At 75.0% G+C, this 23903-nt stretch carries 15 protein-coding genes; 13 read left to right on the forward strand and 2 right to left on the reverse strand.

From position 1 onward, the window contains the following. Nucleotides 1-312: 312 nt before the first annotated feature. The 13 genes from ACIPSC_RS29970 to ACIPSC_RS30030 all read left to right on the forward strand — a co-directional run bounded on the left by ACIPSC_RS29970 (nt 313) and on the right by ACIPSC_RS30030 (nt 22429). A complete protein-coding gene (locus ACIPSC_RS29970; RefSeq protein ID WP_400829895.1) occupies nt 313-2604 on the forward strand; it encodes an MMPL family transporter in 2292 nt (763 codons plus the stop codon). 141 nt (nt 2605-2745) lie between these two features. Then, a complete protein-coding gene (locus tag ACIPSC_RS29975; RefSeq protein WP_400829898.1) occupies nt 2746-6336 on the forward strand; it encodes an amino acid adenylation domain-containing protein in 3591 nt (1196 codons plus the stop codon). Next, nucleotides 6333-10331 carry an amino acid adenylation domain-containing protein gene (locus ACIPSC_RS29980; protein WP_400829900.1) on the forward strand — a complete coding sequence of 1333 codons (3999 nt, stop codon included), beginning with the start codon at nt 6333-6335 and terminating at the stop codon, nt 10329-10331. The genes ACIPSC_RS29975 and ACIPSC_RS29980 overlap by 4 nt, the downstream gene beginning before the upstream one ends. 236 nt (nt 10332-10567) lie before the next feature. Next, the gene (locus tag ACIPSC_RS29985) at nt 10568-11695 is read left to right on the forward strand and encodes an acyl-CoA dehydrogenase (RefSeq protein WP_400829903.1); all 1128 of its coding nucleotides are present in this window, start codon (nt 10568-10570) and stop codon (nt 11693-11695) included. A 10-nt stretch (nt 11696-11705) separates the two neighbouring features. Further along, entirely contained in the window at nt 11706-12752 is a 1047-nt protein-coding gene (locus tag ACIPSC_RS29990; RefSeq protein ID WP_400829905.1) for an SDR family oxidoreductase, read from the forward strand. Next, the gene (locus ACIPSC_RS29995; protein ID WP_400829907.1) at nt 12749-13990 is read left to right on the forward strand and encodes an aspartate aminotransferase family protein; all 1242 of its coding nucleotides are present in this window, start codon (nt 12749-12751) and stop codon (nt 13988-13990) included. The genes ACIPSC_RS29990 and ACIPSC_RS29995 overlap by 4 nt, the downstream gene beginning before the upstream one ends. Beyond that, nucleotides 13987-14442: a type II toxin-antitoxin system RatA family toxin gene (locus tag ACIPSC_RS30000; RefSeq protein ID WP_400829909.1), complete on the forward strand. Its 456-nt coding sequence runs from the start codon at nt 13987-13989 to the stop codon at nt 14440-14442. Before ACIPSC_RS29995 ends, ACIPSC_RS30000 begins: the two co-directional genes overlap by 4 nt. A gap of 5 nt (nt 14443-14447) precedes the next feature. Then, nucleotides 14448-16220 carry a condensation domain-containing protein gene (locus ACIPSC_RS30005; RefSeq protein ID WP_400829911.1) on the forward strand — a complete coding sequence of 591 codons (1773 nt, stop codon included), beginning with the start codon at nt 14448-14450 and terminating at the stop codon, nt 16218-16220. Continuing rightward, nucleotides 16217-16981: a thioesterase II family protein gene (locus ACIPSC_RS30010; RefSeq protein ID WP_400829916.1), complete on the forward strand. Its 765-nt coding sequence runs from the start codon at nt 16217-16219 to the stop codon at nt 16979-16981. Before ACIPSC_RS30005 ends, ACIPSC_RS30010 begins: the two co-directional genes overlap by 4 nt. 139 nt (nt 16982-17120) lie before the next feature. After that, the gene (locus ACIPSC_RS30015) at nt 17121-18464 is read left to right on the forward strand and encodes a salicylate synthase (RefSeq protein ID WP_400829918.1); all 1344 of its coding nucleotides are present in this window, start codon (nt 17121-17123) and stop codon (nt 18462-18464) included. Between the two features lie 58 nt (nt 18465-18522). Continuing rightward, the gene (locus ACIPSC_RS30020; RefSeq protein ID WP_400829920.1) at nt 18523-20178 is read left to right on the forward strand and encodes a (2,3-dihydroxybenzoyl)adenylate synthase; all 1656 of its coding nucleotides are present in this window, start codon (nt 18523-18525) and stop codon (nt 20176-20178) included. A 151-nt stretch (nt 20179-20329) separates the two neighbouring features. Next, entirely contained in the window at nt 20330-21556 is a 1227-nt protein-coding gene (locus ACIPSC_RS30025; RefSeq protein WP_400829923.1) for a 3-deoxy-7-phosphoheptulonate synthase, read from the forward strand. Nucleotides 21557-21613: 57 nt separating this feature from the next. Next, nucleotides 21614-22429, forward strand: coding sequence for an MOSC domain-containing protein (locus ACIPSC_RS30030; RefSeq protein ID WP_400829926.1), 816 nt, complete (start codon nt 21614-21616; stop codon nt 22427-22429). 19 nt (nt 22430-22448) lie between these two features. Here ACIPSC_RS30030 and ACIPSC_RS30035 read toward each other — a convergent pair whose 3' ends face one another. Further along, nucleotides 22449-23348 (reverse strand): M56 family metallopeptidase, encoded by a 900-nt coding sequence (locus ACIPSC_RS30035; protein ID WP_400829928.1) that lies wholly within the window; start codon nt 23346-23348, stop codon nt 22449-22451. Next, complete coding sequence (locus ACIPSC_RS30040; RefSeq protein WP_400829930.1) at nt 23345-23713, reverse strand: BlaI/MecI/CopY family transcriptional regulator; 369 nt, start codon at nt 23711-23713, stop codon at nt 23345-23347. Before ACIPSC_RS30040 ends, ACIPSC_RS30035 begins: the two co-directional genes overlap by 4 nt. Between the last annotated feature and the right edge of the window lie 190 nt (nt 23714-23903).

Raw genomic sequence — 23903 nt, forward strand, 5'->3', positions numbered from 1 at the left:
CACGAGGGATAAGTTGAACAACTCTGTTTGAGTTATGGTCTCCCTCCGGAGAGTCCGGCCCGGCGGCCGCATGCCACCTGTGCAGGTGCATGCCATCGATTCGACCCTTGACCCTATGCCGCCTAGTAGTTAAGTTGGACAGCGTGTTCGACTTCGGGCGCCCTGCTGCGCCCGCTTCACCTGATGCGACGCCATGCCGTCCGTCCAGCAGGGCCCTTGAGGACTCTCCGGTCGCCTGGGCGCATGTCCCGGTCCGGGCCTGAGCAGAGCCGCACCGCCCCTCGCGGTGCGGCGTCCTCGTGAAGGAGCTTCGTGAACGTCATCGCCCGACTGGCGGTTGCCAGAAGAGGTCTGATCCTCGCCCTGACCGTGTTCGTCGCCGCCCTGGCGGGGTTCTACGGTGCGGGCGTCCAGCAGCACCTGGCCAACGGCGGGTTCCAGGACCCGGCGTCCGAGTCGATGCAGGTCGACGAGGCGCTGGCCGGGGACTTCGGCACCGGCGCGCCCAACCTGGTGCTGATCGTCTCCGGACGCGGCGGCAGGTCGCTGGAGGACCCGGAGGTCGTCTCCGCCGCCAACGGCCTGGTCGAACGCCTCCGCGGGTTCGACGGCGTGGTCTCGGCCGACTCCTACTGGAGCGCCGGCCGGCCCGCCTCGCTGCGGGCCAAGGACGGCGACAGCGGGCTGGTGCTGGTCCGGCTCGGCGGGAACGAGGGCGTCTACCAGGCCGCGGCCAAGCGGATCGTCCCTCAACTCGGCGACGACCGGCTCGACCTGAAGGTCACCGGGATCGCCCAGACCTACGTCGAGGTCGAGCGGGTGTCCGCCGACGACCTGCTGCGGGCCGAACTGATCGTCGCACCGATCACGCTCGTCCTGCTGGTGCTGATCTTCGGCAGCCTCGCCGCCGCACTCGTGCCGCTCGCGGTCGGCGGCATCTCCGTGCTCTCCACCACCGCCGTGCTGCAGCTGCTCACCGAGGCCACCCCGGTGTCGGTCTTCGCGCTCAACGTCACCACGGCGCTGGGGCTCGGACTCGCCATCGACTACAGCCTCTTCGTGATCAGCAGGTTCCGCGACGAGCTCGCGGCCGGCGCCGACGTGGCCGAGGCGGTGCGCACCACCGTCCGCACGGCGGGTCTGACCGTGCTCTTCTCCGGCGTCACGGTCGCTCTCTCGCTCGCGGCGCTGCTGGTCTTCCCGATGTACTTCTTCCGCTCGATCGCCTACGGCGGCATCGCCGTCGTGCTGGTTGCGGCGCTGACCTCGGTGGTCGCGCTGCCCGCGCTGCTGGCGGTGCTCGGCCACCGGGTGAACAGCCTCGACCTGTTCGCCAGGTTCCGGCGCCGCACGCCGAGCGGGTTCTGGCAGCGGCTGGCGCTGGGCGTGATGCGGCGCCCCGTCCCGATCGTGACCGTGATCGTCGGTCTGCTCCTGCTGCTGGGCAGCCCGTTCCTGTCCGCGTCGTTCAGCCTCGCGGACGACCGGGTCCTGCCGGCCTCCTCGCCGGCCCGCCAGTCGGCGCAGTACCTGCGGGACAACTACGACCTGGGGGAGACCAACCCGATCCCGGTCGTCGTGAAGGGGGTGGCCGGGGCCGACGCGCAGCGGCTGCTCCCCGGGTACGCGGAGCGGCTCTCGACGGTGCCGGGCGTGCAGCGGGTGGACGCCCTCACCGGGTCCTACGCGGCCGGCCGGCAGGTCGCGCCGCCGGCGCCGGCGGCCGAGCGCTTCACCGCCGCCGCGGGCAGCCGGCTGTCGGTCGTCTCCTCGGTGGAGCCGTACTCGCCGGAGGGACGCGCACTGGTGGCGGCCGTCCGGTCCGCCGACGGGGCGCCCGGCCCGGTGCAGGTCGGCGGGCAGGCCGCGCAACTCGTCGACACCACGCACGCCACCGGCGGGAAACTGCCGTTGGCGCTGGGTCTGATCGCGGTGATGACCTTCGCCCTGCTCTTCCTCTTCACCGGCAGCCTGCTCATCCCGGTGAAGGCGATCGTCCTGAATCTGCTGAGCCTCACCGCCACCTTCGGATCGATGGTCTACGTCTTCCAGGACGGCCATCTGAAATGGCTGGTCGGGGATTTCATCACGACCGGGATGATCGATGCGACAATGCCGGTCCTGATGTTCTGCATCGCGTTCGGACTGTCCATGGACTACGAGGTGTTCCTGCTTTCCAGGATTCGGGAGGAATTCCTCCGCAGCGGGGACAACGCGCAGTCCGTCGCGCTCGGCCTGGAGCGGACCGGGCGGGTGATGACCGCGGGCGCGGTGCTGATCGGAACGGTCTTCGTCACCTTCGCCTCCTCCGGGCTCACCCTGCTCAAACTCCTCGGCGTGGGCCTGGCCTTGGCGGTCGTGGTGGACGCCACGCTGGTCCGCGGCCTGCTGGTGCCCGCCTTCATGCGGCTGGCCGGGCGGGCGAACTGGTGGGCGCCGCCCCTGCTGCGCCGGCTGCACGACCGGATCGGCCTGCGGGAGTACGCCGACGAGCCCGCCGGCGCATTTCCGGCGACCGCTGCGCCGCTCGTTCGGCGGGAATCCGCGAATCCTCCGGAGGAGTCCGTCGAAGACGGTCCGGCAACTGTGCGAAGCGCCAAGTAGTTTGACGTCGACCGGGCCTTCTTGTAAGGTCCCGGAGGCGAATGTCCCGGGCCTGGATCCACCGCCCGGGAATCGAATGTGAATACTTCGAAGATGTCGCAACGGGGAGATTTCGAAATGCTGCTGGACGTGCTCAGAGAAATGCCTGCCGAGGGAATCGAGCTGCGTTTCCCGGCAGGCCCGTCGGCGCCGGACCTGCCCACCGCGACCCCCGCGGGGCAGCAGCCGGCCGGCGGCTCCACCGTCCGGCAGCAGCGCCTCGGTGCGGCGGCCTGGACGGCCGTCCGCGCCGAGGCGGAGCTCCGCGGGCTCACCCCCGCGGCCGTCCTGCTCACGGTCGGCGCGGACGTGCTGCGCCAGTGGTCCAAGCAGCCCGACTTCAGCCTCGACCTCGCCCTGCCAGGCCGGGGCACGGCCCGCACGCTCGCCTTCGACGTCCTCCCCGAGGACTCCTTCGCCGCCCGCGCCGAGCGAGTCCAGCAGCAGCTCGCCCAGGAGCCGGCCGGCGACGCGCCCGCCGAGCAGGAGCCGGCCCGATGTCCCGGCTACTCCGCCGTCGAGCAGGAGGGCGGGCTCGCCCTCACCTGGACCGCCCCGGACGGGCTGCTGCCCGAGGGCCTGACCGCGGACCTCGCCGCCGTCACCGCCGACGCCCTGGAGCGGCTGGCGGCCGGGGCGCAGGCCTGGGACACCCGGGCCCGGCTCACCGCACTGCCGGCCTGGCAGCGCGCGGAGCGCGAGAGCGCCAACGCCACCGCGGCCGACCTGCCCGTCACCACCCTCTGCCGGCTTGTCGAGACCCGTGCCGCCGAGCGTCCCGACGCCGTCGCCGTCATCGCCGAGGACGGCCGCCTCAGCTACCGCGAGGTGGTGGCCGACGCCCGGCGCCTCGCCCGCCGCCTCACCGACCTCGGCGCCACCCCCGGCACCCTCGTCGGCGTCGTCGTCGACAAGGGCCGCGCCCAGGTGCCCGCCGTCCTCGGCGTCACCCTCTCCGGCGCCGCCTACCTGCCGGTCGACCCGGCATGGCCGGCCGCCCGCCGGGCCCAGGTCCTGGCGCAGGGCGGCGTGCGGATCGTCGTCACCACACCGCGCCTGCGCGACACGGCCGAGTGGCCCGCCGGCCTCACCCTGGTCACGCCCGACGACGCCGAGGTGTGCGGCGCGAGCGCCGAACCCCTCGCCACCGCCCCCGCCCCGGAGGACCTGGCGTACGTCATCTTCACCTCCGGCTCCACCGGCCGGCCCAAGGGCGTGGTGATCGACCACCGCGGGGCGGCCAACACCGTCCAGGACATCAACCGGCGCTTCGGCATCGGCCCGGACGACCGCGTGCTCGCGCTCTCCTCGCTCAGCTTCGACCTCTCGGTCTACGACGTCTTCGGCACCCTCGCCGCCGGCGCCGCCGTGGTGATGCCCGCCCCCGGCCGCGCCCACGACCCCGAGCACTGGAGCGCGCTCGTCGCCGAACACGGCGTCACCGTCTGGAACTCCGTCCCCGCGCTGATGCGCCTCTGGCTGGACAACCCGGCCGGCGCCCCGTCCGGCGCCGCCTCCACCGTCCGGGTGGTCATGCTCAGCGGCGACTGGATACCCGTCTCGCTGCCGGACGCGATCCGCGCCGCCCACCCCGGTGCCCGGGTGATCAGCCTCGGCGGCGCCACCGAGGCGTCCATCTGGTCCATCTCCTTCCCCGTCGGCGAGGTGCCCCCGCACTGGAGCCGCATCCCCTACGGCAAGCCGCTCGCCAACCAGACCATGCACGTGCTCGACCACCGGCTCGACCCGTGCCCGGTCTGGACGACCGGCGAGATCCTCATCGGCGGCATCGGCGTCGCCAAGGGCTACTGGGCCGACGAGGCCCGGACCGCCGAGCGCTTCGTCGACCACCCCGTGACCGGGGAGCGCCTCTACCGCACCGGCGACCTCGGCCGCTACCTGCCCGGCGGCGACATCGAGTTCCTCGGCCGCGACGACACCCAGGTCAAGCTCAACGGCTACCGGATCGAGCTCGACGAGATCGCCGCGGTGCTGCGCCGCCGGCCCGGGGTCGGCGAGGCCATCGTCACCGTCGACACCAACCCCGCCACCGACCGCCGCCAGCTCGTCGCCCACCTGCTGCCCGAGGACGCCGCCGAGGCGGTGCCGGCCCGGGACGCCGAGGCCGTCCACGCCCGGGTGCTGGCGGCCGGTCAGGCCGAGGTGCAGCGCGCCGCCGCCGAACTCGCCCCCGCCGTCGCCGACTTCCGCGACCTCTGGCACCGGCTGGAGGCGCTGGCCCCCGCCGTGATGGCGCGCAACCTGGCCCGGCTCGGCGCCCTCACCACCGCCGGCGGCAGCGCCACGGCCGACACGATCGTCGCCGCCGGTGGCGTCCGCCCCCTCTACCGCGGGCTGATCCACCAGTGGCTGGCCGTCCTCGCCGCCGAACGGCTGCTCACCGCCACCGGGACGCCCGGCGAGTACCGCACCGAGCAGCCCCTCGACGCCGACGCCCTGGACGCGGAGATCAAGGCCGCCCTCGGCGCCCTCACCGCCACCGGCACCGACCGCGTCCTGCTGGACTACTTCACCGCCTGCATCGACCAGCAGCTCGCGATGCTCCAGGGGCAGGTCCGCCCGCTCCAGCTGCTCCTGCCCGACGGGGACTGGAAGGTCACCCGGGCGCTGTACGCGGGCAACCCGGCCGCCCGGCTGCAGAACCTGGTCGCCGCCGCGGCGGTCCGCGCCTTCGTCGACCAGGCCCCGGCCGACCGCACGGTCCGGATCCTCGAAGTCGGCGCCGGCACCGGTGCGACCTGCGACCAGGTGCTGCCCGCCCTGCCCGCCGACCGGGTCCGGTACCGCTTCACCGACATCTCGACCGCCTTCACCGCGCCCGCCCGGCAGCGCTACGCCGACGCCTACCCCTTCGTCGACTACGGCCTCTTCGACATCGACGGCGACCCGGCCGCGCACGGGCTCGCCCCCGGCTGCGCCGACGTCGTCATCGGCGCCAACGTCCTGCACGACGCCAAGGACCTCGGCCGGACCCTGCGCAGCGTCCGCGGCCTGCTCGCCCCCGGCGGACTGCTGGTGATGATCGAAGGCACCGTCAACTCCCCGCTGAACATGATCAGCTTCGCCTTCCTCGAAGGCTTCGGGAACTACCAGGACCAGCGCGAGGCCACCCTGCTGTCCGTGCCCGAGTGGCAGGAGCAGCTGGCGGCCGCGGGCTTCGCCCGGGCCGCCTCCGTCCCGGAGGGCGCACCGGCCGTGGACGCCCTGGCCCAGCACGTGCTGATCGCCGGCGCCCCCTCGGGCCGCGCGGCACTCGACACCACCGCCCTGCACCGGGAGCTCGGCGAGCTGCTGCCCGACTACATGCTCCCGCACCACTACCTCGTCCTCGACGAGCTGCCGCTGAGCGCCAACGGCAAGGTCGACCGCTCCGCCCTGCCCTCGCCGTGGCGCGAGAGCGCGCCCGAGGAGCGGGCCTCGCCGCAGTCGGTGCTGGAGCAGCGGCTGTTCGAGATCTGGAGCGAGGCGCTGGGCCGGAACGACTTCGGCGTGGCGGACAACTTCTTCGACCTCGGCGGCGACTCGCTGCACGCCGTGCGCATCATCGGCCGGCTGCGCGCCGAGCTCGGCCTCACCCAGTCCGGCGACGAGGCCGTCGACATGCTGTTCCAGGCGCCGACGATCGCCGAACTCGCCGCGGTGCTGGCCGACCGGCCGGAGGCCGCCCGGTGACCGCCCACGACCCCTTCCCCCTGACGCCGCTGCAGGAGGCCTACCTCGTCGGCAGCTCCCGACTGGTCGAGCTCGGCGGCTTCAGGCCCGCCTACTACGTCGAACTGGACCTGGTCGGCGCCGACCTGGCCCGCGCCGAGCGGGCGCTCCGGCAGCTGGTGCGCCGGCACGCCCACCTGCGCACCGTCGTCGACGAGGGCGGCACCCAGCGGGTGCTCCCGGAGGAGCAGGCCCCGCCGGTCCGCCTCGCGGTGACCGACCTCGGCGGCCTCGACGAGGACGCCCGCCGGGCCGCGCTCGCCCGGACCAGGGAGACCATGTGCCGCGAGGGCGTCGCCCCCACCGGCCGGCAGCTCTTCGAGATCAGGGTGAACCGGCTGCGGCCGCACCGGGTCCGGGTGCACCTGGCGATGAGCCTGCTGCTGCTCGACGGCCGGGGCATCCGCCAGGTCATGGACGAGTGGCGGGCCCTGTACCACGACCCCGACGCCGAGCTGCCCGAGCCCGGGGCGACCTACCGCGACTGCCGGCTGGAGCTGCTCGCGAACGAGGACACGCCCGGCTACCGGGAGCAGTGGCGGTACTGGGAGCAGCGGCTCGACGACCTGCCGGACGCGCCCCGGCTGCCGCTGGCCGTCCAGCCGGCCGCGATCGCCGAGGTGCGGTTCACCCGCCGCACGCACCGGCTCACCCGTACGCAGTGGCAGCGGCTCTCCGCCGCCTTCCGCCACCACCGGGTGCTGCCGACCACCGCGCTCTGCCACGTGTTCGCCGAGGTGCTCGGCGCGTGGGCCGAGGCACCGCACTTCAGCCTGAACCTGCTGCACCAGAACTGGGCCACCACCCGCCCGCACATGGCGGGCGTGGTCGGCCAGTTCGGTGCCACCCTCCCGCTGGAAGTGGACCTGCGAGGGTCCGACGACTTCTGGGAGCGTGCCCGGCTGCTGCAGCGCCGGATCTGGCAGGACCTCCAGAACGCCGACGTGGCCGGGGTGCGGATCACCCGCGAGCTGGCCGCCCGGCGCGGCTGGACCTCCCGCGCCGCCCTGCCGTACGTCTTCACCAGCATGCTGAAGGCCGGCGGCGCGACCGCTCCGACTCCGGTGGACGGCCGGGACCGGCTGGCCTGCCGCGAGGTGGCCAGCGATCTGCGCACCCCCCAGGTGCTGGTGGACAATCAGCTCCACGACGGGCCGGACGGCGGCGTCGACTGCGTGTGGGACGTGGTCGACGAATCCTTCCCGCCGGGCCTGCCCGAGCTGATGTTCCGCGCGTACGGGCGGATGCTGGACGAGCTGGCCGGGCCCGACGGGGCCGCGGCCCGGCCGGACCCGGTCCCGGCCGCCCACCGGGCCAAGATCGCCGAGCTGAACGCGCCCGCCGGTCCCGTGCCGGCCGAGCGGCTGGAGGACGGCTTCCTGCGACAGGCCGCCCGCCGACCGGGCGTCATCGCGGTACTGGCCGCCGACAAGGTGCTGAGCTACGGCGAGCTGGAGGCCCGCTCGCGTGCGGTCGCCTGCTGGCTGGGCGCCCACGGCGTGGGCCGGGGCGACGTCGTCCCCGTCGTCATGACCAAGGGCTGGGAGCAGGTGGTCGCCGTCCTCGGGGTGCTGCGGGCCGGTGCGGCCTACTGCCCGGTCGACGCCGCCCTGCCGGACGAGCGGATCGCCCGGCTGCTCGACGGCTGCTCCGCGCGGGTCGCCCTGGTGCAGTCCGCGGCCGAGGAGCGGATCGGCGCGCTCGGCACCCGTCCGCTGCTCGCCGCCGACCGGGCGGAGCCCGACGCCGGGCGGACCTGCGCCCGGGTGGGCGACCCGGCCGACCTCGCCTACGTCATCCACACCTCCGGCTCGACCGGGCAGCCCAAGGGCGTGATGATCGACCACGCCGCAGCCGTCAACACGGTCACCGACATCAACCGGCGGGTCGGACTCACGGCCGACGACCGGGTGTTCGGGATCTCCTCGCTCAGCTTCGACCTCTCCGTCTGGGACGTCTTCGGCACGCTCGCCGCGGGCGCCGCGCTGGTGCTCCCGGCGGCGAGCCGCCGCCCCGACCCGCTGGGCTGGGCGGCGACCGCCGTCCGGCACGGCGCGACGGTGTGGAACTCGGTGCCCGCCCTGGCCCAGATGCTGGCCGAGGTCGTCGGGCAGCGGCCGGAGGCCGGCGTCCCGCCGGTCCGGGCCTTCCTGATGAGCGGTGACTGGATCCCGACCGACCTGCCGGACCGGCTGCGCTCGACCTGGCCGGCCGCCCGGGTGATCGCGATGGGCGGGGCGACCGAGGCCGCCATCTGGTCGAACATCCACGAGGTCGACCGGACGGACCCCGCCTGGCGCAGCGTCCCCTACGGCGTTCCGCTGACCAACCAGACCATGACGGTGCTCGACCACCGGATGGAGCTCCGCCCGCCGTGGGCGGTCGGCCGGATCCACATCGGCGGCGCCGGCCTCGCCCGCGGCTACTGGCGGGACGCCGCGCGCACCGACGAGCGGTTCGTCCGGCACCCGCGGACGGACGAGCGGCTGTACACCACCGGTGACCTCGGCTGCTACTGGCCGGACGGCACCATCGAGTTCCTCGGCCGGGAGGACCGCCAGCTCAAGATCCAGGGCTTCCGGGTCGAGCCCGGCGAGGTCGAGGCGGCGATCCGGGAGCTCCCGGCGGTGCGGGACTGCGCGGTCAGCGGCGAGGCCGCCGCGGGCGGGCAGCGGCGCCTGGTGGCGCTGGTGGTCCCGCGCGAGGGCGCGCCGCTGGCGCGGCAGGCCCTGCTCGACCACCTGCGTTCGCGCCTGCCGCACTACCTGGTGCCCGGGCGGATCGAGCTGCTGGAGCGGCTCCCGCTGACGTCCAACGGCAAGGTGGACGTGGCCGGCGCGCTGGCAGGCCTGGCCGCGCCCGAGGCCGCCCCGGCCGAGGCGGTCGGCGCCGCGGGGGAGGGCGACGCCGGGCCGGCCGGGCTGACCGGACGGCTGCAAGCGATCTGGGCCGAGCTGCTCGAACTGCCGGCGGTCGAGCCGGACGGCGACTTCTTCGCGCTCGGCGGCAACTCGCTGCTCGCGCTGCGGCTGATCAACCGGATCCGGGCCGAGCTGGGCGTCGAGCTCCAGTTCGGCCAGGTCTTCGAGGCACCGACCGTGCGGGCGCTGGCCGGGCGGATCGCGGCGCAGGAGCGCGCCGCCGGCTGCCGCGTCACCCTGGCCGGTGGGTCGGCCGAACCGGACGGCGGGGCCCCGGAGCTGTTCCTGTTCCACCCGGTGGGCGGTTCGGTGAGCAGCTACCCGGCGTTGGCCCGCGCCTGGGCCGGTCCCGTCCACGCCTTCCAGAGCCGGGCGCTGGCCGAGGGCACGACCGCCGCCCCGGAGACGGACCTGGTGGCGATGGCCACGGCCTACCGCGAGGAGCTGCAGCAGGTGGCGCCCGAGGGGCCGTACCTGCTGGGCGGCTGGTCGATGGGCGGCGTGCTCGCCCACGAGGTCGGCCGGCAGCTGGCCGAGCGCGGCCACCGGGCCCGGGTCTTCATGATCGACAGCGACCTCACCGAGGTCCGGCCGACCGCCACGGAGGCCGACGGCCACCTGGAGTTCCTCACCGACCTGGCGGGTGGTCACCTGCCGGCGGAGGTGCGGACGGGCGTCCTGGACGCCCCGGCTGGCATCCGGGCCACGGCCGCGGCGCGGCTGGCGGCCGACCACGGCTGGCTGCCGGAGGGCACCGACGAGCAGCAGTACGACCTGCTGATGCGCGTCCACGCGCACAACCTGGCGGCCCTGGGCGCCTACCGGCCGGAGAAGTCCGACCTGCCGACGCTGCTGCTGGTGGCCGGCGCCGTGGACCGGGCCGACCCCGTGCCGGCCTGGCGCGACCTCTGCCCCGGCCTCGACGTCGAGGTCTGGCCGGAGGACCACTACTCGATCGTCGCCGGCGACCGGCCCGCGGCGATCGCCCGGCGGGTCGCGGCCTGGTCCGCTGGCCCGCGGCCCACCGGGCGGTAGCCGGCCGCCGGGGCCGGCAGGGGCCGGTCCGGCGCACCGGCGGTCGGGCGGGGCCGGCGGTCGGGCGCGCCCCGAGGGCGCGGCACCACCACGTCCACGGACCGGCCCGGCCCGCCTTCAGCACGTCAGCACGTCAGCACGTTCAGCGCCTTGAGCACTTTCAGCATCTCCGGATCCACCTTCGGGTCCACTTCGAGATCCACCTTCACACGCACAGGCAACGGGGGAGTTCGACCATGCGGTTCCTGGAAACCGAGCGCCAGACGCTGGAGAAGTTCATGCCGGGCCTGGACGGCCGGCTCGCCGCCGTCCCGCTCGCCGAGCTGGAGCGGCCCGGCAACCCCGCCCTCGCCCTCTTCAAGGCGTCGGGCGGACCCAACCTGCTGATCCCCGCCGAACAGGGCGGCGCCGGCGCCACCGCCCTGGAGGCGACCCGGGTCATGCGGGCGATCGGAACGCGCTCGCCGTCGCTCGGCGTCGCCTCGACCATGCACCACTTCTCGGTGGCCAGCCTGGCCGAGGCCAGCCTCGGCGACGGTTTCGAGTGGATGCTGCTGGAGGGCATCGCCGCCGGGAACCTGCTGCTCGCCTCCGGCTTCGCCGAGGGCCGCACCGGGGCGTCCATCCTCGCCCCCAACCTGCGCGGCGAGTGGCGTGACGGCAACCTCGTCGTGACCGGCGCCAAGAAGCCCTGCTCGCTGTCCCGTTCGATGGACCTGCTCACCGCCTCGGTCGCGGTCACCGACGAGGACGGCCGCGAGCGGATGGCCGTCGTCGTCATCCCCTCGGACAGCCCCGGCCTGGAGATCAGGCCGTTCTGGAGCAACTTCGTGCTGGCCGGCGCGGAGAGCGACGAGGTCGTCCTCAAGGACGTCGAGGTGCCCAAGCGCCTCGTCGTGATGACCGACAGCATCGACGCCCAGCGGCCCGACCAGCTGCAGACCAGCGGGTTCATCTGGTTCGAACTGCTCGTCACCGCCTCCTACCTGGGCGCGGCCTGCGCCTTGGTCGAGCAGGTGCTGGCGGTCGGCCGGGCCGATGCCGTCGAGCGCGCCGCCCTCGTCATCGAGGCCGAGTCCGCGATGGCGATGCTGGAGGGCGTCGCCCGCGCCAAGGACGCCGGCGAGCAGGGCGAGGAGATGCTGGCCGAGGTGCTCTGCGTCCGCTACGCCGTGCAGGACGCCATCGGGCGGATCAACCGCCGCGCCGTCGAGTTGCTCGGCGGGATGGCCTACATCGGTTCGAGCGACGCGGCCTACCTCTCGGCCGCCTGTGCGGGCCTGATGTTCCACCCGCCGTCCCGTACCCACATGTCCGAGCAGCTGTGCGAGCACTTCGCCGGCCGCCCGCTGCGCGTCGGCTGAGAGAGCGGTCATGAGTGTCACTGTGAAGCCCCGCGGGACCGTCCTGCTCACCGGGGCGAGCGGCGTCGTCGGCCGGGCGGTGCTGGAGCGGCTCGCCGACCACACCGTCGTCTGCCTCACCCACCGGAAGCCGGTGGACGCCCCGCACGCGGTCGGCGTCGCCGGCGACCTGACCCGCCCGTACTTCGGCCTGGGGCGGGCGGCCCACGATGAGCTCGCCGACCGGGTCGACGCGGTGGTGCACTGCGCGGCCGTCACCGGCTTCGGCGTCGACGAGCGGCTGACCGAGGACCTCAACGTCCGCGGCACCGCGCGCGTCCTGGCCTTCGCCCAGCGGGCGGGGGCGGTGCTGCACCACGTCAGCACCGCCTTCGTGACCCGCCGCGACCTCGCCCGGGACGGCGGCAGCACGGCCCGGCCCGAGGTCTACCTGGACACCAAGCGCCGCGCGGAGCAGGCGCTGCTGGACTCCGGCGCGGCCGTGAACGTCATCCGGCCCTCGGTGGTGATCGGCGACTCGGTCACCGGCCGGATCTCCCAGTTCCAGGGCCTGCACGCGATCGCCGGAGCGCTGCTGAAGGGCGCCCTCCCGATGCTGCCGCTCGACCCCGGCAACCGGATCGACTTCGTCCCGCAGGACCTGGTCGCCGGCGTGATCGCCGCCCTGGTGCGGGCCGGGACGACCGGCGGCGAGTACTGGGTCACCGGGGGCGCGGACGCCCCGACCGCGCAGCGCGTCGTCGAGCTGGGCCTGGAGCTCGGCCGCAGCCTCGGCCTGGAGCCGGAGCGGCCGCGCTTCGTCGAGCCGGACATGGTGGACCGGCTGATCCGGCCGGTCTTCCTCGACGCCCTGCCGCGCAGCGGTCGGCGCCGGGTCGACGACATGCTCGCGATGACGGCGCTGTTCGACACGGTGGAGCCCTTCGCCAGCACCTACCACCACGCCCCCGGTGTCGACCGGCTCTCCGCCGAGCGCCTGGAGGACGCCTTCACCGCCTCGATGCGCCACTACGCGCAGGAGAAGGGCCTGGTCCGGCCGAGCGAGGTGGCGGCATGACCGTGCAGACCGGGTGGCCGGAGCCGGCCATCCCCGAGCTCTACCGCCGCCACCTCAGCCGGGGCCGGGCCAGCCTGGCCGAGCTGACCGGCGGGGACCTCGAACTCTCCTCGCACGGCGCCTACGTGTACGGCGCCGACGGCCGCCGCTTCCTCGACTGCGGCGGGTACGGGGTGTTCCTCGTCGGGCACACCCACCCGGCCGTCGTCGAGGCCGTGGTGACGCAGGTCCGCACCCACCCGATGTCGACGAGGCTGCTGCTGGAGCCCACCGCGGCGCTCGCGGCGGCGGCCCTCGCCGGCGTCACGCCCGCCGGGCTCGACCGGGTCCACTTCGTCAACTCCGGTGCCGAGGCGGTCGAGGCGGCCGTCAAACTGGCGCGGGCGCTCGGCAAGCGCCGGCTGGTCTCGGCCCGGGGCGGCTTCCACGGGAAGACCATGGGGGCGCTCTCGCTCACCGCCAAGGAGCTCTACCAGGAGCCGTTCCGGCCGCTGCTGCCGGACGTCGCGCACGTGCCCTACGGCGACGTGGCCGCGCTCGCCGACGCCGTCGACGCGGACACCTGCGTCGTCCTCGAACCCGTCCAGGGCGAGGGCGGCGTGGTCGTCCCGCCGGCCGGCTACCTCACCGAGGTCCGGCGGCTCTGCACCGAACGCGGGGCGCTGCTGGTCCTGGACGAGATCCAGACCGGCCTGGGCCGGCTGGGCACCTGGTGGGGCGCCGACCGGGAGCAGATCGCCCCCGACGTGCTGCTGGTCGGCAAGGGGCTGAGCGGCGGGGTGGTGCCGGTCGCGGCCATGGTGGCCACCGACGCCGCCTACGAGCCGTTCAACCGGGACCCGTTCCTGCACACCTCCACCTTCGCGGCCTCGCCGATCGCGATGGCCGCCGCCCGCGCCGCCGTCGGCACGATCCGCACCGAGGGCATGGTCGAGCGCGCCGACACGCTCGGCCGCACCCTGCTGGACGGCCTGGCCCGGATCGCCGCCGAGCGCTGCCCCGGGCTGGTCACCGAGGTCCGCGGCGCGGGGCTGCTGATCGGCGCCGAGTTCCGGGACGAGCACACCGCGGGCTCCTTCGTCCTCGAACTCCAGGACCGCGGCGTCCTGGTCAACCACAGCCTCAACGCCCACCGGGTGATCCGCTTCACCCCGCCCGCCGTACTCACCCAGAGCGACGTCGACTGGCTCTTCACCGCCTTCGACGACGCGGCCACCACCCTGGAAGGATCGCTGTGACGCGACAGGTCACCCTGGAGGCCCTGGTCTCCGACGCCGACGCCGACACCGTCTTCGCCCGGCTCGCCGACTTCGAGCGCTACCCCGAGTTCACCGACGCCGTCCGCGAGGTCCGCGTCACCGAGCGCGCGGACGGCGTGATCGACTCCGCATGGGCCGTCAACTTCCGCAACGGCATCCTGCGCTGGAGCGAGAACGAGGTGATCGACCGGGCCGCCCGGACCATCACCTTCGCCCAGACCACCGGGGACTTCGAGTCCTTCGACGGCACCTGGCGGGTGGAGGAGCGGGACGGCGGCGTGGTCATCCGCTTCGAGGCCGAGTTCGACCTGGGCATGGCCAGCCTCGCCGCGATCATCGACCCGATCGCCGAGCGCGCACTGGTCGAGAACCTGCAGCGCATCCTCACCGGCCTGAACGGGCCGTCCACCAGCTACCTCGGCCGGGTGTGAGCGCGATGAGCGGAAGAACCCCCCGCACCCCCGCCGCGGAGCTGTCGCTGGAGGACGTCCGGCAGGCCGTGGCGGGGCTGCTCCAGGTCGAGCCCGGCACGATCGGCGACGCCGACAACCTGATCCGCCACGGCATGGACTCCATCCGGATGATGCGCCTGGCGGGCGGCTGGCGCCGCACCGGTGCGGACGTCAGCTTCCAGAAGCTGGCCGAGACGCCGACCGTGGAGCACTGGCACCGGCTCCTCACCGTCCCCGCCGCGGTGGCCGCCGCCCCCGGGGCCACCGCGGCGGTCCGGCCGCCGGTCGAGACCGGCGCGCCCTTCGACCTCACCCCGGTCCAGCGGGCGTACTGGATCGGCCGCGGCGACGACATGGCCCTCGGCGGCGTGGGCTGCCACGCCTACCTGGAGTTCGACGGCCGTGCAGTCGAGCCGGGCCGGCTGGAGGCGGCGGTCCGTCAGGTCGCCGCGCGGCACGGCATGCTGCGGGCGACGTTCCTCGACGACGGGCGCCAGCAGATCCTCGACCGCAGTCCGTGGCCGGGCCTCACCGTGCACGACCTCACGGCGGCCGGCGACCCGAGCGCCGCCGGCCGCCCGAGCGCCGCCGCCGACGCGACCGACGCCGCCGACCCGGCGGGCGCCGCTGCGGAGCAGGGCCTCGCGGCGGTGCGGGCCGGGCTGTCGCACCGCCGGCTCGACGTCGCCGCCGGCGAGGTGTTCGACGTCCAGCTCTCGCTGCTGCCCGGCGGCCGGACCAGGATCCACCTCAACATCGACCTCCTGGTCGCCGACGTCGCCAGCATCGAGGTGCTGCTCGCCGACCTCGCCACCGCCTACGGAGCCCCGGAGCGGCTCGCCCCGGCGGGCGACTACGGCTTCGCGCAGTACCTGGCGGACTACCGGGCCGCGGCCGGCAGCCCTGCCGACCCCGGCAGTCCGCTCGCCGCGGCCCAGCGGTACTGGAAGGAGCTGCTGCCAGAACTCCCCACCGACGGGCCGCAGTTGCCGCTGGCCAAGCGCCCCGGGGAGCTCGGGCGGACGCGCTTCTCCCGCCGCAGCTTCGTGCTCGGGGCGCAGGAGTGGCAGCGCATCACCGCCCGGGCCCGCGAGCACGGCCTCACCACCGCGATGGTGCTCGCCACCGCCTACGCCGAGGTCCTGGGCGCCTGGAGCGAGGAGCCCGCCTTCCTGCTCAACGTGCCGCTCTTCGACCGGCAGCCGCTCGACCCGGCGGTGGCCGGCATGATCGCCGACTTCACCAACCTGGTGCTGCTGCCGGTGGACCTGCGCCGGCCCGCGCCTTTCGCCGAGCGGGTGCGCGGGCTCCAGCGCTCCGTCCAGCGGAACGCCTCGCACGCCCAGTACTCGACGCTGAACGTCCTGCGGGACCTGCGGCGTGCCCACGGCGGCCGGCGCGTCGGTGCCCCGGTGGTGTTCGCCTGCAACCTCGGCTCGGACTTCGTCGCCCCCGCGTTCCGGGCCGGGCTCGGCGAGCTCACCTGGATGCTCTCGCAGACGCCCCAGGTCTGGCTGGACCACCAGGTGTACCGCACCGACGACTCGGTGCAGCTCGCCTGGGACGCCGTGGACGAGCTGTTCCCCGCGGGACTGCTGGACGCCATGCTGGGCGCCTACCGGGAGCTGCTGGAGCGGCTGGGCGCAGCGGAGGACCGCTGGCACCTGCCCGCCGAGGTGACGGCCGGGGCTGCTGCGGACCGGGCCACCGCCGAACGCGCCGCCGCCGAACCGGCCGCCGCCGGGGCCGTCCGGTGAGCGCGGCGGTCGCGGCGGACTCCCGCTGGCTCAAGCGCTTCCACCCGGCGGACGGCGCGCTGGCCCGCCTGGTCTGCCTGCCGCACGCCGGCGGGGCGGCCGGCTTCTGGTTCCCGCTCTCCGAGCGGCTCGCCCCCGAGGTCGAGACGCTCGCGGTCCAGTACCCGGGGCGTCAGGACCGGCGGGCGGAGCCGGGGCTGGGCGACATCGCCGAGCTCGCCGACGGCGTCGTCGAGGCGCTGCTGCCGCTGCTGGACGGGCGGCCGCTGGCCCTGCTCGGCCACAGCATGGGCGCCGTCCTGGCCTACGAGGCGGCCCGGCGCCTGGAGCACGAGGCCGGCTACCGGCCCGACGTGCTCTTCACCTCCGGCCGCCGCGCGCCCTGCCGGCGCCGCGAGGAGAACGTCCACCGGCAGCCGGACCAGGCGCTGCTGGCGGAGCTGCGCGAGCTGGGCGGCACCGCCCCCGAACTGCTCGACGACCGCGACGTCATGGCCCTCCTGTTGCCCTCCGTCCGCCGCGACTACCAGGCGATCGAGACCTACCGGCACCGCTCCGGTCCGGAGCCGAGCTGCCCGATCACCGTGCTGACCGGCGCCGACGACCCGCGGACCACGGTCGACGAGGCACGCGACTGGCGGCAGCACACCTCCGGCGACTGCACCGTCGAGGTGTTCCCCGGCGGCCACTTCTTCATCGGGGACCACTTGGCGGAGGTGGCCGCCCTGGTCACCGGCCGGCTGCTGCCGCTCCGGCGGTAGGCCAGTACCGGCTGCCCCGGGTCACCGATCGGCCCGGCCGCTGCCGTCCCCACCGCCACCGCCCCCGCCACCGCCCCACGCCGGCCCGCGCCGGCGGCCCCCACCCGCCCGCACGGGCGCCCGAAACGAGGTAGCAACCATGAACCGGTACCAGGACCTGGCCGTCGACGGGCCGTTCGACCCGCTGGTCACCGCCACCGCGCTCGCCCGCGCGGGGCTCTTCGACAGCCACGTCGTCTACGAACGCGAACAGGAGTGGTGTTACGCGGGCGGAGCCCTCGCCGAGCTCGTCCTCGACGCCGACCGGCTCCGGGTGCGCTTCGACGGCGAGGAGACCGTCGAACCGCTCGGCGACCGCCCGCTCGCCCAGGTCGGCGCGGCCCTGCAGCGCCTCCCGATCGCCGGCTGGAACGCCTACGGCTGGCTGGCCTTCGAGCTCAGCTACCTGGCCCACCGCCGGGCCGACATCCCGGCCGGCGCGCCGCTGCTCCACGTGGTCGTGCCGCAGACCGAGGTCCGGCTGCGCGCCGACCGGGCCGTGGTCCGGACGACCGGACAGCTGCCGGCGGACGACGTCCGCAGATTCCTGGAGAACCCGCCGGCCGAGCCGGCCGGGACGCCGGCCCCCGTCGCGGTCGACAGCTACGGTGCGGAGATGTACCAGAAGTCGGTCGCCGTCGCCGTGGACGACATCCGCCGCGGCGAGCTGCAGAAGGTGATCCTCTCCCGGCCGGTCCCGATCAGCGGGCCGGTCGACCTCCCCGCGACCTACGTGCACGGCCGCCGCCGCAACACCCCCGCGCGCTCCTTCCTGCTCGACCTCGGCGGCTGGCGCGCGGCCGGCTTCAGCCCGGAGACCGTGGTCGAGGTGGACGACGACGGTGCCGTCTCCACCCAGCCGCTGGCCGGCACCCGCGCGTTCGGGCTCGGCGCGGAGCAGGACGCCCGTCTCCGCGCGGAGCTGCTCGGCGACGCCAAGGAGGTCTTCGAGCACGCCATCTCGGTGAAGCTGGGCTACGAGGAGCTGCTCACCGTCTGCGACCCCGACTCGGTGGTGGTCGGCGACTTCATGACCGTCAAGCCCCGCGGCAGCGTCCAGCACCTCGGTTCCCGGGTGCTCGGGCAGCTCGCCCCCGGCCGGACCGCCTGGGACGCCCTGGCCGCGCTCTTCCCGGCGATCACCGCCTCCGGGGTGCCCAAGGAGGCCGCCTACGAGCGCATCGTCCGGCTGGAGCCGAGCGCCCGCGGGCTGTACTCCGGCGCCGTCCTGACCGCCTCCAGCGACGGCTCGATGGACGCGGCGCTGGTCCTGCGCGCCCTCTACGAGCAGGACGGCCGCGCCTGGCTGCGGGCCGGCGCGGGCATCGTCGGCGACTCCGTCCCCGCCCGCGAGCTGGAGGAGACCCGCGAGAAGCTGTCCAGCGTGGCCCCGCACGTGATCGGCGCCGGCCCGGCGGCCGAGGCGTCCGCCCCCGCCGCCTGACCCGCCACCGACGACCGACCCGACGACCGACCCGACGACCAGAGGGAGCCGAATCAAGATGCTTGCGGGGTTCACGCCGTGGCCGGAGGAGCTGGCGCAGCGGTACCGGGAGGAGGGCTACTGGCAGGACGTCACCATCGGCGGCCTGCTGACCACCTGGGCGGACGCCTACGGTGACGCCGTGGCCGTCACGGCCGGCGACCGCCGGGTGAGCTACCGCGAGCTGGACGGCTGGGCCCACCGGCTGGCCGGCGGACTGCGGCGGCTCGGCATCGCGCCGGGCGACACCGTCCTCCTCCAACTGCCCAACGTGGTCGAGTTCCTGCCGGTGTTCTTCGCGCTCTGCCGGATCGGCGCGCTGCCCGTGCTGGCGCTGCCCGCCCACCGGGAGCACGAGATCGGCGCACTGGCCGAACTGACCGGGGCGAGCGCGTACGTGATCGCCGACCAGGACCTCGGCTTCGACTACCGCGAGCTGGCCCGCCAGGTCCGGCGCCGGGCCCCCGGCCTCGAGCACGTCGTGGTGGCCGGGGACGCCGCCGAGTTCGTCCCGCTGGCGAGCCTGGACGCGCCGGGCGGGGCGGACGGCGACGCCGGGGCGGACGGCGGGGCGGACGGCTCCGCGCCGGCCCCGGCCCGCCCGGTCGCCGAGGACGTGGCGTTCTTCCTGCTCTCCGGCGGTACCACCGGGCAGCCGAAGCTCATCCCGCGCACCCACACCGACTACGCCTACAACGTCCGGGCCAGCGCCGAGGTCTGCGAACTCGGCCGCGACACCGTCTACCTGGCCGCCCTGCCGGTCGCGCACAACTTCGCGCTCGGCTGCCCCGGGGTGCTCGGCACGCTGCACGCCGGCGGCCGGATCGTCCTCACTACCGACGCGAGCCCGGACACCGCCTTCGCGCTGATCGAGCAGGAGGGCGTCACCGTCACGGCCCTCGTCCCGCCGCTGGCGCTGCTCTGGATGCAGGCCGTGGAGTGGCTGGACGACGACCTCGCCACCCTGGAACTGCTCCAGGTCGGCGGGGCCAAGCTGCCGGCCGAGGCCGCCCGCCGGGTGCGCGGCACCCTGGACTGCACGCTGCAGCAGGTCTTCGGGATGGGCGAGGGGCTGCTCAACTTCACCCGGCTCGACGACCCGGACGAGCTGGTCGCCACCACCCAGGGCCGGCCGCTCTCGGCGGCCGACGAGCTCCGGGCGGTCGACGAGGAGGGCCGCGAGGTGGCGCCCGGCGAGGCCGGACAGCTGCTCACCCGCGGTCCCTACACCCTGCGCGGCTACTACCGGGCGGGGGACCACAACGCCACGGCCTTCACCCCGGACGGCTTCTACCGCACCGGCGACCTGGTGCGGCTGCTGCCCGACGGGTACGTGGTCGCGCTCGGCCGGACCAAGGAGGTCATCAACAAGGGCGGCGAGAAGGTGGCCGCCGAGGAGCTGGAGAACGAGCTGCTCGCCCACCCGGCCGTCCGCGAGGTGGCCGTCGTGCCGGTGCCCGACCCCGACTTCGGCGAGCGGATCTGCGCGTTCGTCGTCGCGCCGGGCATCGGCCTGGGCCTCGCCGAGGCGGTCGACTTCCTGGTCGGGCGCGGCCTCGCCACCTACAAGCTGCCCGACCGCCTGGTGGTCGTCGCCGCCCTGCCGCTGACCACGGTGGGGAAGGTGAACAAGCGGGCGCTGACGGACCGCCTGGCGGCCGAAGCGGCCGGGTGACCCGCCGGCGGCCGGCCCGGACCCCTCGCCCGGGCCGGCCGCCACCCCGGCCGTGCCGGCCGGAGCGCCGCACCGCCCCGACGGCCGGACCGCCGCAGCACCGCCCGGACCACCGACCAGTCCACCGGATCCACCGGAGAGAGAACCGCTGATGTCTTCCTTCCCGGCCGAGGGCCCGAGAGTTCTCGCCGACGACGAACCGCTGGTCTGGGACCTGCTGCCGGCCGCGCAGCAGCCCGACTGGCGGGACCACACCGCCTACCGCCCGACCCGCCGCGCCCTGCTGCAGGCCGCGCCGCCGGTGCTCTTCGCCGAGACGGCCGAGCTGCACCGGAGCCTGGCCGAGGTCGCCGCCGGCGGGGCGTGGCTGCTGCAGGTGGGCGACTGCGCGGAGAGCCTCGCCGAGCAGACGCCCGGCCACCTCGCCGCCCGGCTGGCCGTCCTGGACGCGCTCGGCGACCGGCTCGCCGACCGGACGGGCGGGCGGGTCGTCCGGGTCGGCCGCATCGGCGGCCAGTTCGCCAAGCCGCGCTCGGCGCCGACCGAGCTGCACGGCGGCGTCGAACTCCCGGTCTTCCGGGGACATCTGGTCAACTCCGAGGAGCCCACCCCGCAGGCCCGCCGGCACGACCCCCGGCGGATGCTGCTCGCCCACCGCGCCGGTGCACGGGTGTGCGAGCAGCTGCGCCGGATCCGGCGCGAACGCGCCGGGACGGACGCCCGTCGGCCCGCGGCCGGGCCCTGGGCCAGCCACGAGGCGCTGGTCGTCGACTACGAGGGCCCGCTGGTGCGCCCCGCCCCCGGCGGCGGCGAGTACCTCGCCTCCACCCACCTGCCCTGGGTGGGGGAGCGGACCAGGCAGCCCGACGCCGCGCACGTCGAGCTGCTGGCCGCCGTCCGCAACCCGGTCGCCTGCAAGATCGGGCCGGCCGCGAGCCCCGCCGACGTGCTCGCCCTCTGCCGGCGGCTCGACCCCGAGCGCATCCCCGGACGGCTCACCCTCATCCTGCGGTTCGGTCGCGCGGAGGTGGACCGGGTGATGCCGGACCTCGTCGACGCCGTCCGGCGGGCCGGCCACCCCGTGGTGTGGACGACCGACCCGATGCACGGCAACACCGTGCGCGCGGCCGGCGGCCTCAAGACCCGGCACCTGCGGGCGATCGCGGAGGAGGCGGCCGCCTTCCGCCGCATCCTCGAACGCCGCGGCCGGCACGCCGGCGGCCTGCACCTGGAGACGGCCGCGACCGACGTCACCGAATGCCTCGGCGGGAACGTCCGCACCGAGGCGGCGCTCACCGACCGCTACCGGACCCTGTGCGACCCACGGCTCAACCCCGAACAGGCGAACGAGCTGATCGACCTGCTCTTCCCCGCGTAGGGTCGCGGGGTGAGGCCCGGGCAATCCACGCAAGGTCCCTGGAAAGGCGGACCCCTGATGAAGGACACGGCCATCCCCGTCGGCACGGTCGGGGAACTGTGGCGGTACCCCGTGAAGTCGATGCTCGGCGAGCGCCTGCCCGCCGCCGACGTCACCGACCGCGGCATCGACGGCGACCGCCGGCACGCGCTGCTCGACCCGCACACCGGCCGGGTCGCCAGCGCCAAGAACCCGCGCCTCTGGCGTCGCCTGCTCGCCCTCACCGCGGCGACCACCGCCGACGGCGTGCGGATCACCGACGCGGACGGCACCGAGCTCGGCCCCGAGGGCCTGTCGGCGGCGGTCGGCCGCCCGGTCGCGCTGGTCGCCGAACCGCCGGCGGAGGCCACCCTGGACCGGGCCGAGCCCGAGGAGGTGCTGCGCGGCGGCCCGGACGCCGAAGTCCCGCTGCACGCCATCCGGTTGCCCGCCGGCACCTTCTTCGACCACTCGCCCCTGCACCTGCTGACCACGGCCACCCTCGACCGGATCGGCGAGCTGAGCCCGAACGGCCCGGTGGACCTGCGGCGCTACCGGCCGAACCTGGTGGTCCGCACCGCCGGCAGCGGCTTCGTCGAGAACGACTGGATCGGCCGGGAGCTGGCCGTCGGACCGCAGCTGCGCCTGCGGATCACCGTGCCCACCCCGCGCTGCGCAGTGCCCACCCTCGCCCACGGCCCGCTGCCGCGGGACCCGGAGGCACTGCGGGTGCCGGCCCGGCACAACCGGCTGGAGCCGCTGCCGGGGATGGGCCCGCACCCCTGCGCGGGCGTGCACGCCCAGGTGCTCGCCCCCGGCCGGATCACCGAGGGCGACCGCGTCCTGCTGGTCTGAGGCCGGTGCGCGCGCGGCCTCAGCCGAACACCGGCCCGCAGGTCAGGAAGTAGGGGAGCGCCGCGGCGGCCGCACCGAGCAGCAGGACGGCGCAGCGCGCGGCCGGATGGAGCGGGGTGTCCGGGCGCAGCAGCCGCTTCAGCCGGACCAGCACGGCCGCGCCGTCGGCCGCGAAGGCCGACTGCGGGGTGGCGCCCGTCGCCACCTCGCACATCGCGTCCGCGAGCGCCCGCGCCGAGGAGGTGCGCAGCGCGCGGTCGTCACAGGCCATCTCGACCAGCTCGGCGGTGTGTTCGCGGGCGGCGCGGGCCAGCGGCAGGACGCGGTAGGCGCGGCCGAAGGCCTCGGCGGCGGCCATCGCGAGGTGGTGGCGGCCGGTCAGGTGGGCCCGCTCGTGGGCCAGGACGGCCTGCAGCTGGTCGGGGGTCAGGGTGTCGAGGGCGGCGCTGGTCAGGACCACCCGGGCGGGCCGGCCGGGCAGGCAGTAGGCGGCCGGGCGGTCGTGGTCCAGGACGACGGCGCCCAGGTCGGGCACCGGCCGGCCGACCAGGTCGACCAGTCGGGCGTGGCGGCGCCGCCGGCGGCGGGCGGAGACGGTGACCGCCGTGAACCAGGCCGCCGGCCAGAGCGCGGTGAGGCCGACCGGCAGCAGCAGCCCGAGCCCTTCGGCGCCCCCGGCGGCGTGCGGTTCGCCCAGCCACTGCTCGGCGGCCCCGAGCAGCCCGTGCAGGTGCCGCCCGGACGCGGTCACGTGGTACCAGGCGAGTGCGACGGTGACGACGAACGCGGCCATCAGCGCCTGCCAGAGCAGGATCGCCGTGCGCGGGGCGCGCAGCGGCCACCGGGCCCGGGCGAGCAGCGGAGGGACGGCGCATCCGAGGACGGCGGCGTACCCGGTGAGGACGAGGGAGCCGATCACTCCGGGTCGCCGCTGGTCAGCGACCGCAGCGCCTGCCGGAGTGCCTCCTGCTCCTCCGGGGCGATCTGCTCGACGAAGTGCGCCAGGGCGCTGGAGCGGTCGGTGCTGGAGCCGAGGGCGTCCTGCATGAGCGCCGCGGTGTACGACTCCCGGCTGCGGGTGGGCTCGTAGAGCCAGGCCCGGCGCTGCTTCTCGCGGCGGAGCACGCCCTTGCCGTGGAGCGTGTCGGCCACGGTCATCACCGTGGTGTACGCCAGGGGGCGTTCCCGGTTGAGGTCCTCGACGAGCTCGCGCACGGTCGCGGGCCGGCCCCAGCTCCACAGGCGGTCCATGATCTGCGCTTCCAGATCCCCCAGCCGTCGCACTCCCGATTCGCCCCCCGCCTCGTTGCCGCTGGTCCGGCCACGGGTCGTGGACGGTCTTCCCGGCCATCGTAGACGGACCTGACGCAGGCCCAAAAGACGGCCATGCACAACCTCTTGTTAGTGCAATTTCACATTGCTATGTTACCGCTCGCATCGCCATCGATGACGACACACCCCCACCGGCCACCCC

The sequence above is a fragment of the Kitasatospora sp. NPDC090091 genome, from assembly GCF_044747365.1.
GTDB lineage: Bacteria > Actinomycetota > Actinomycetes > Streptomycetales > Streptomycetaceae > Kitasatospora.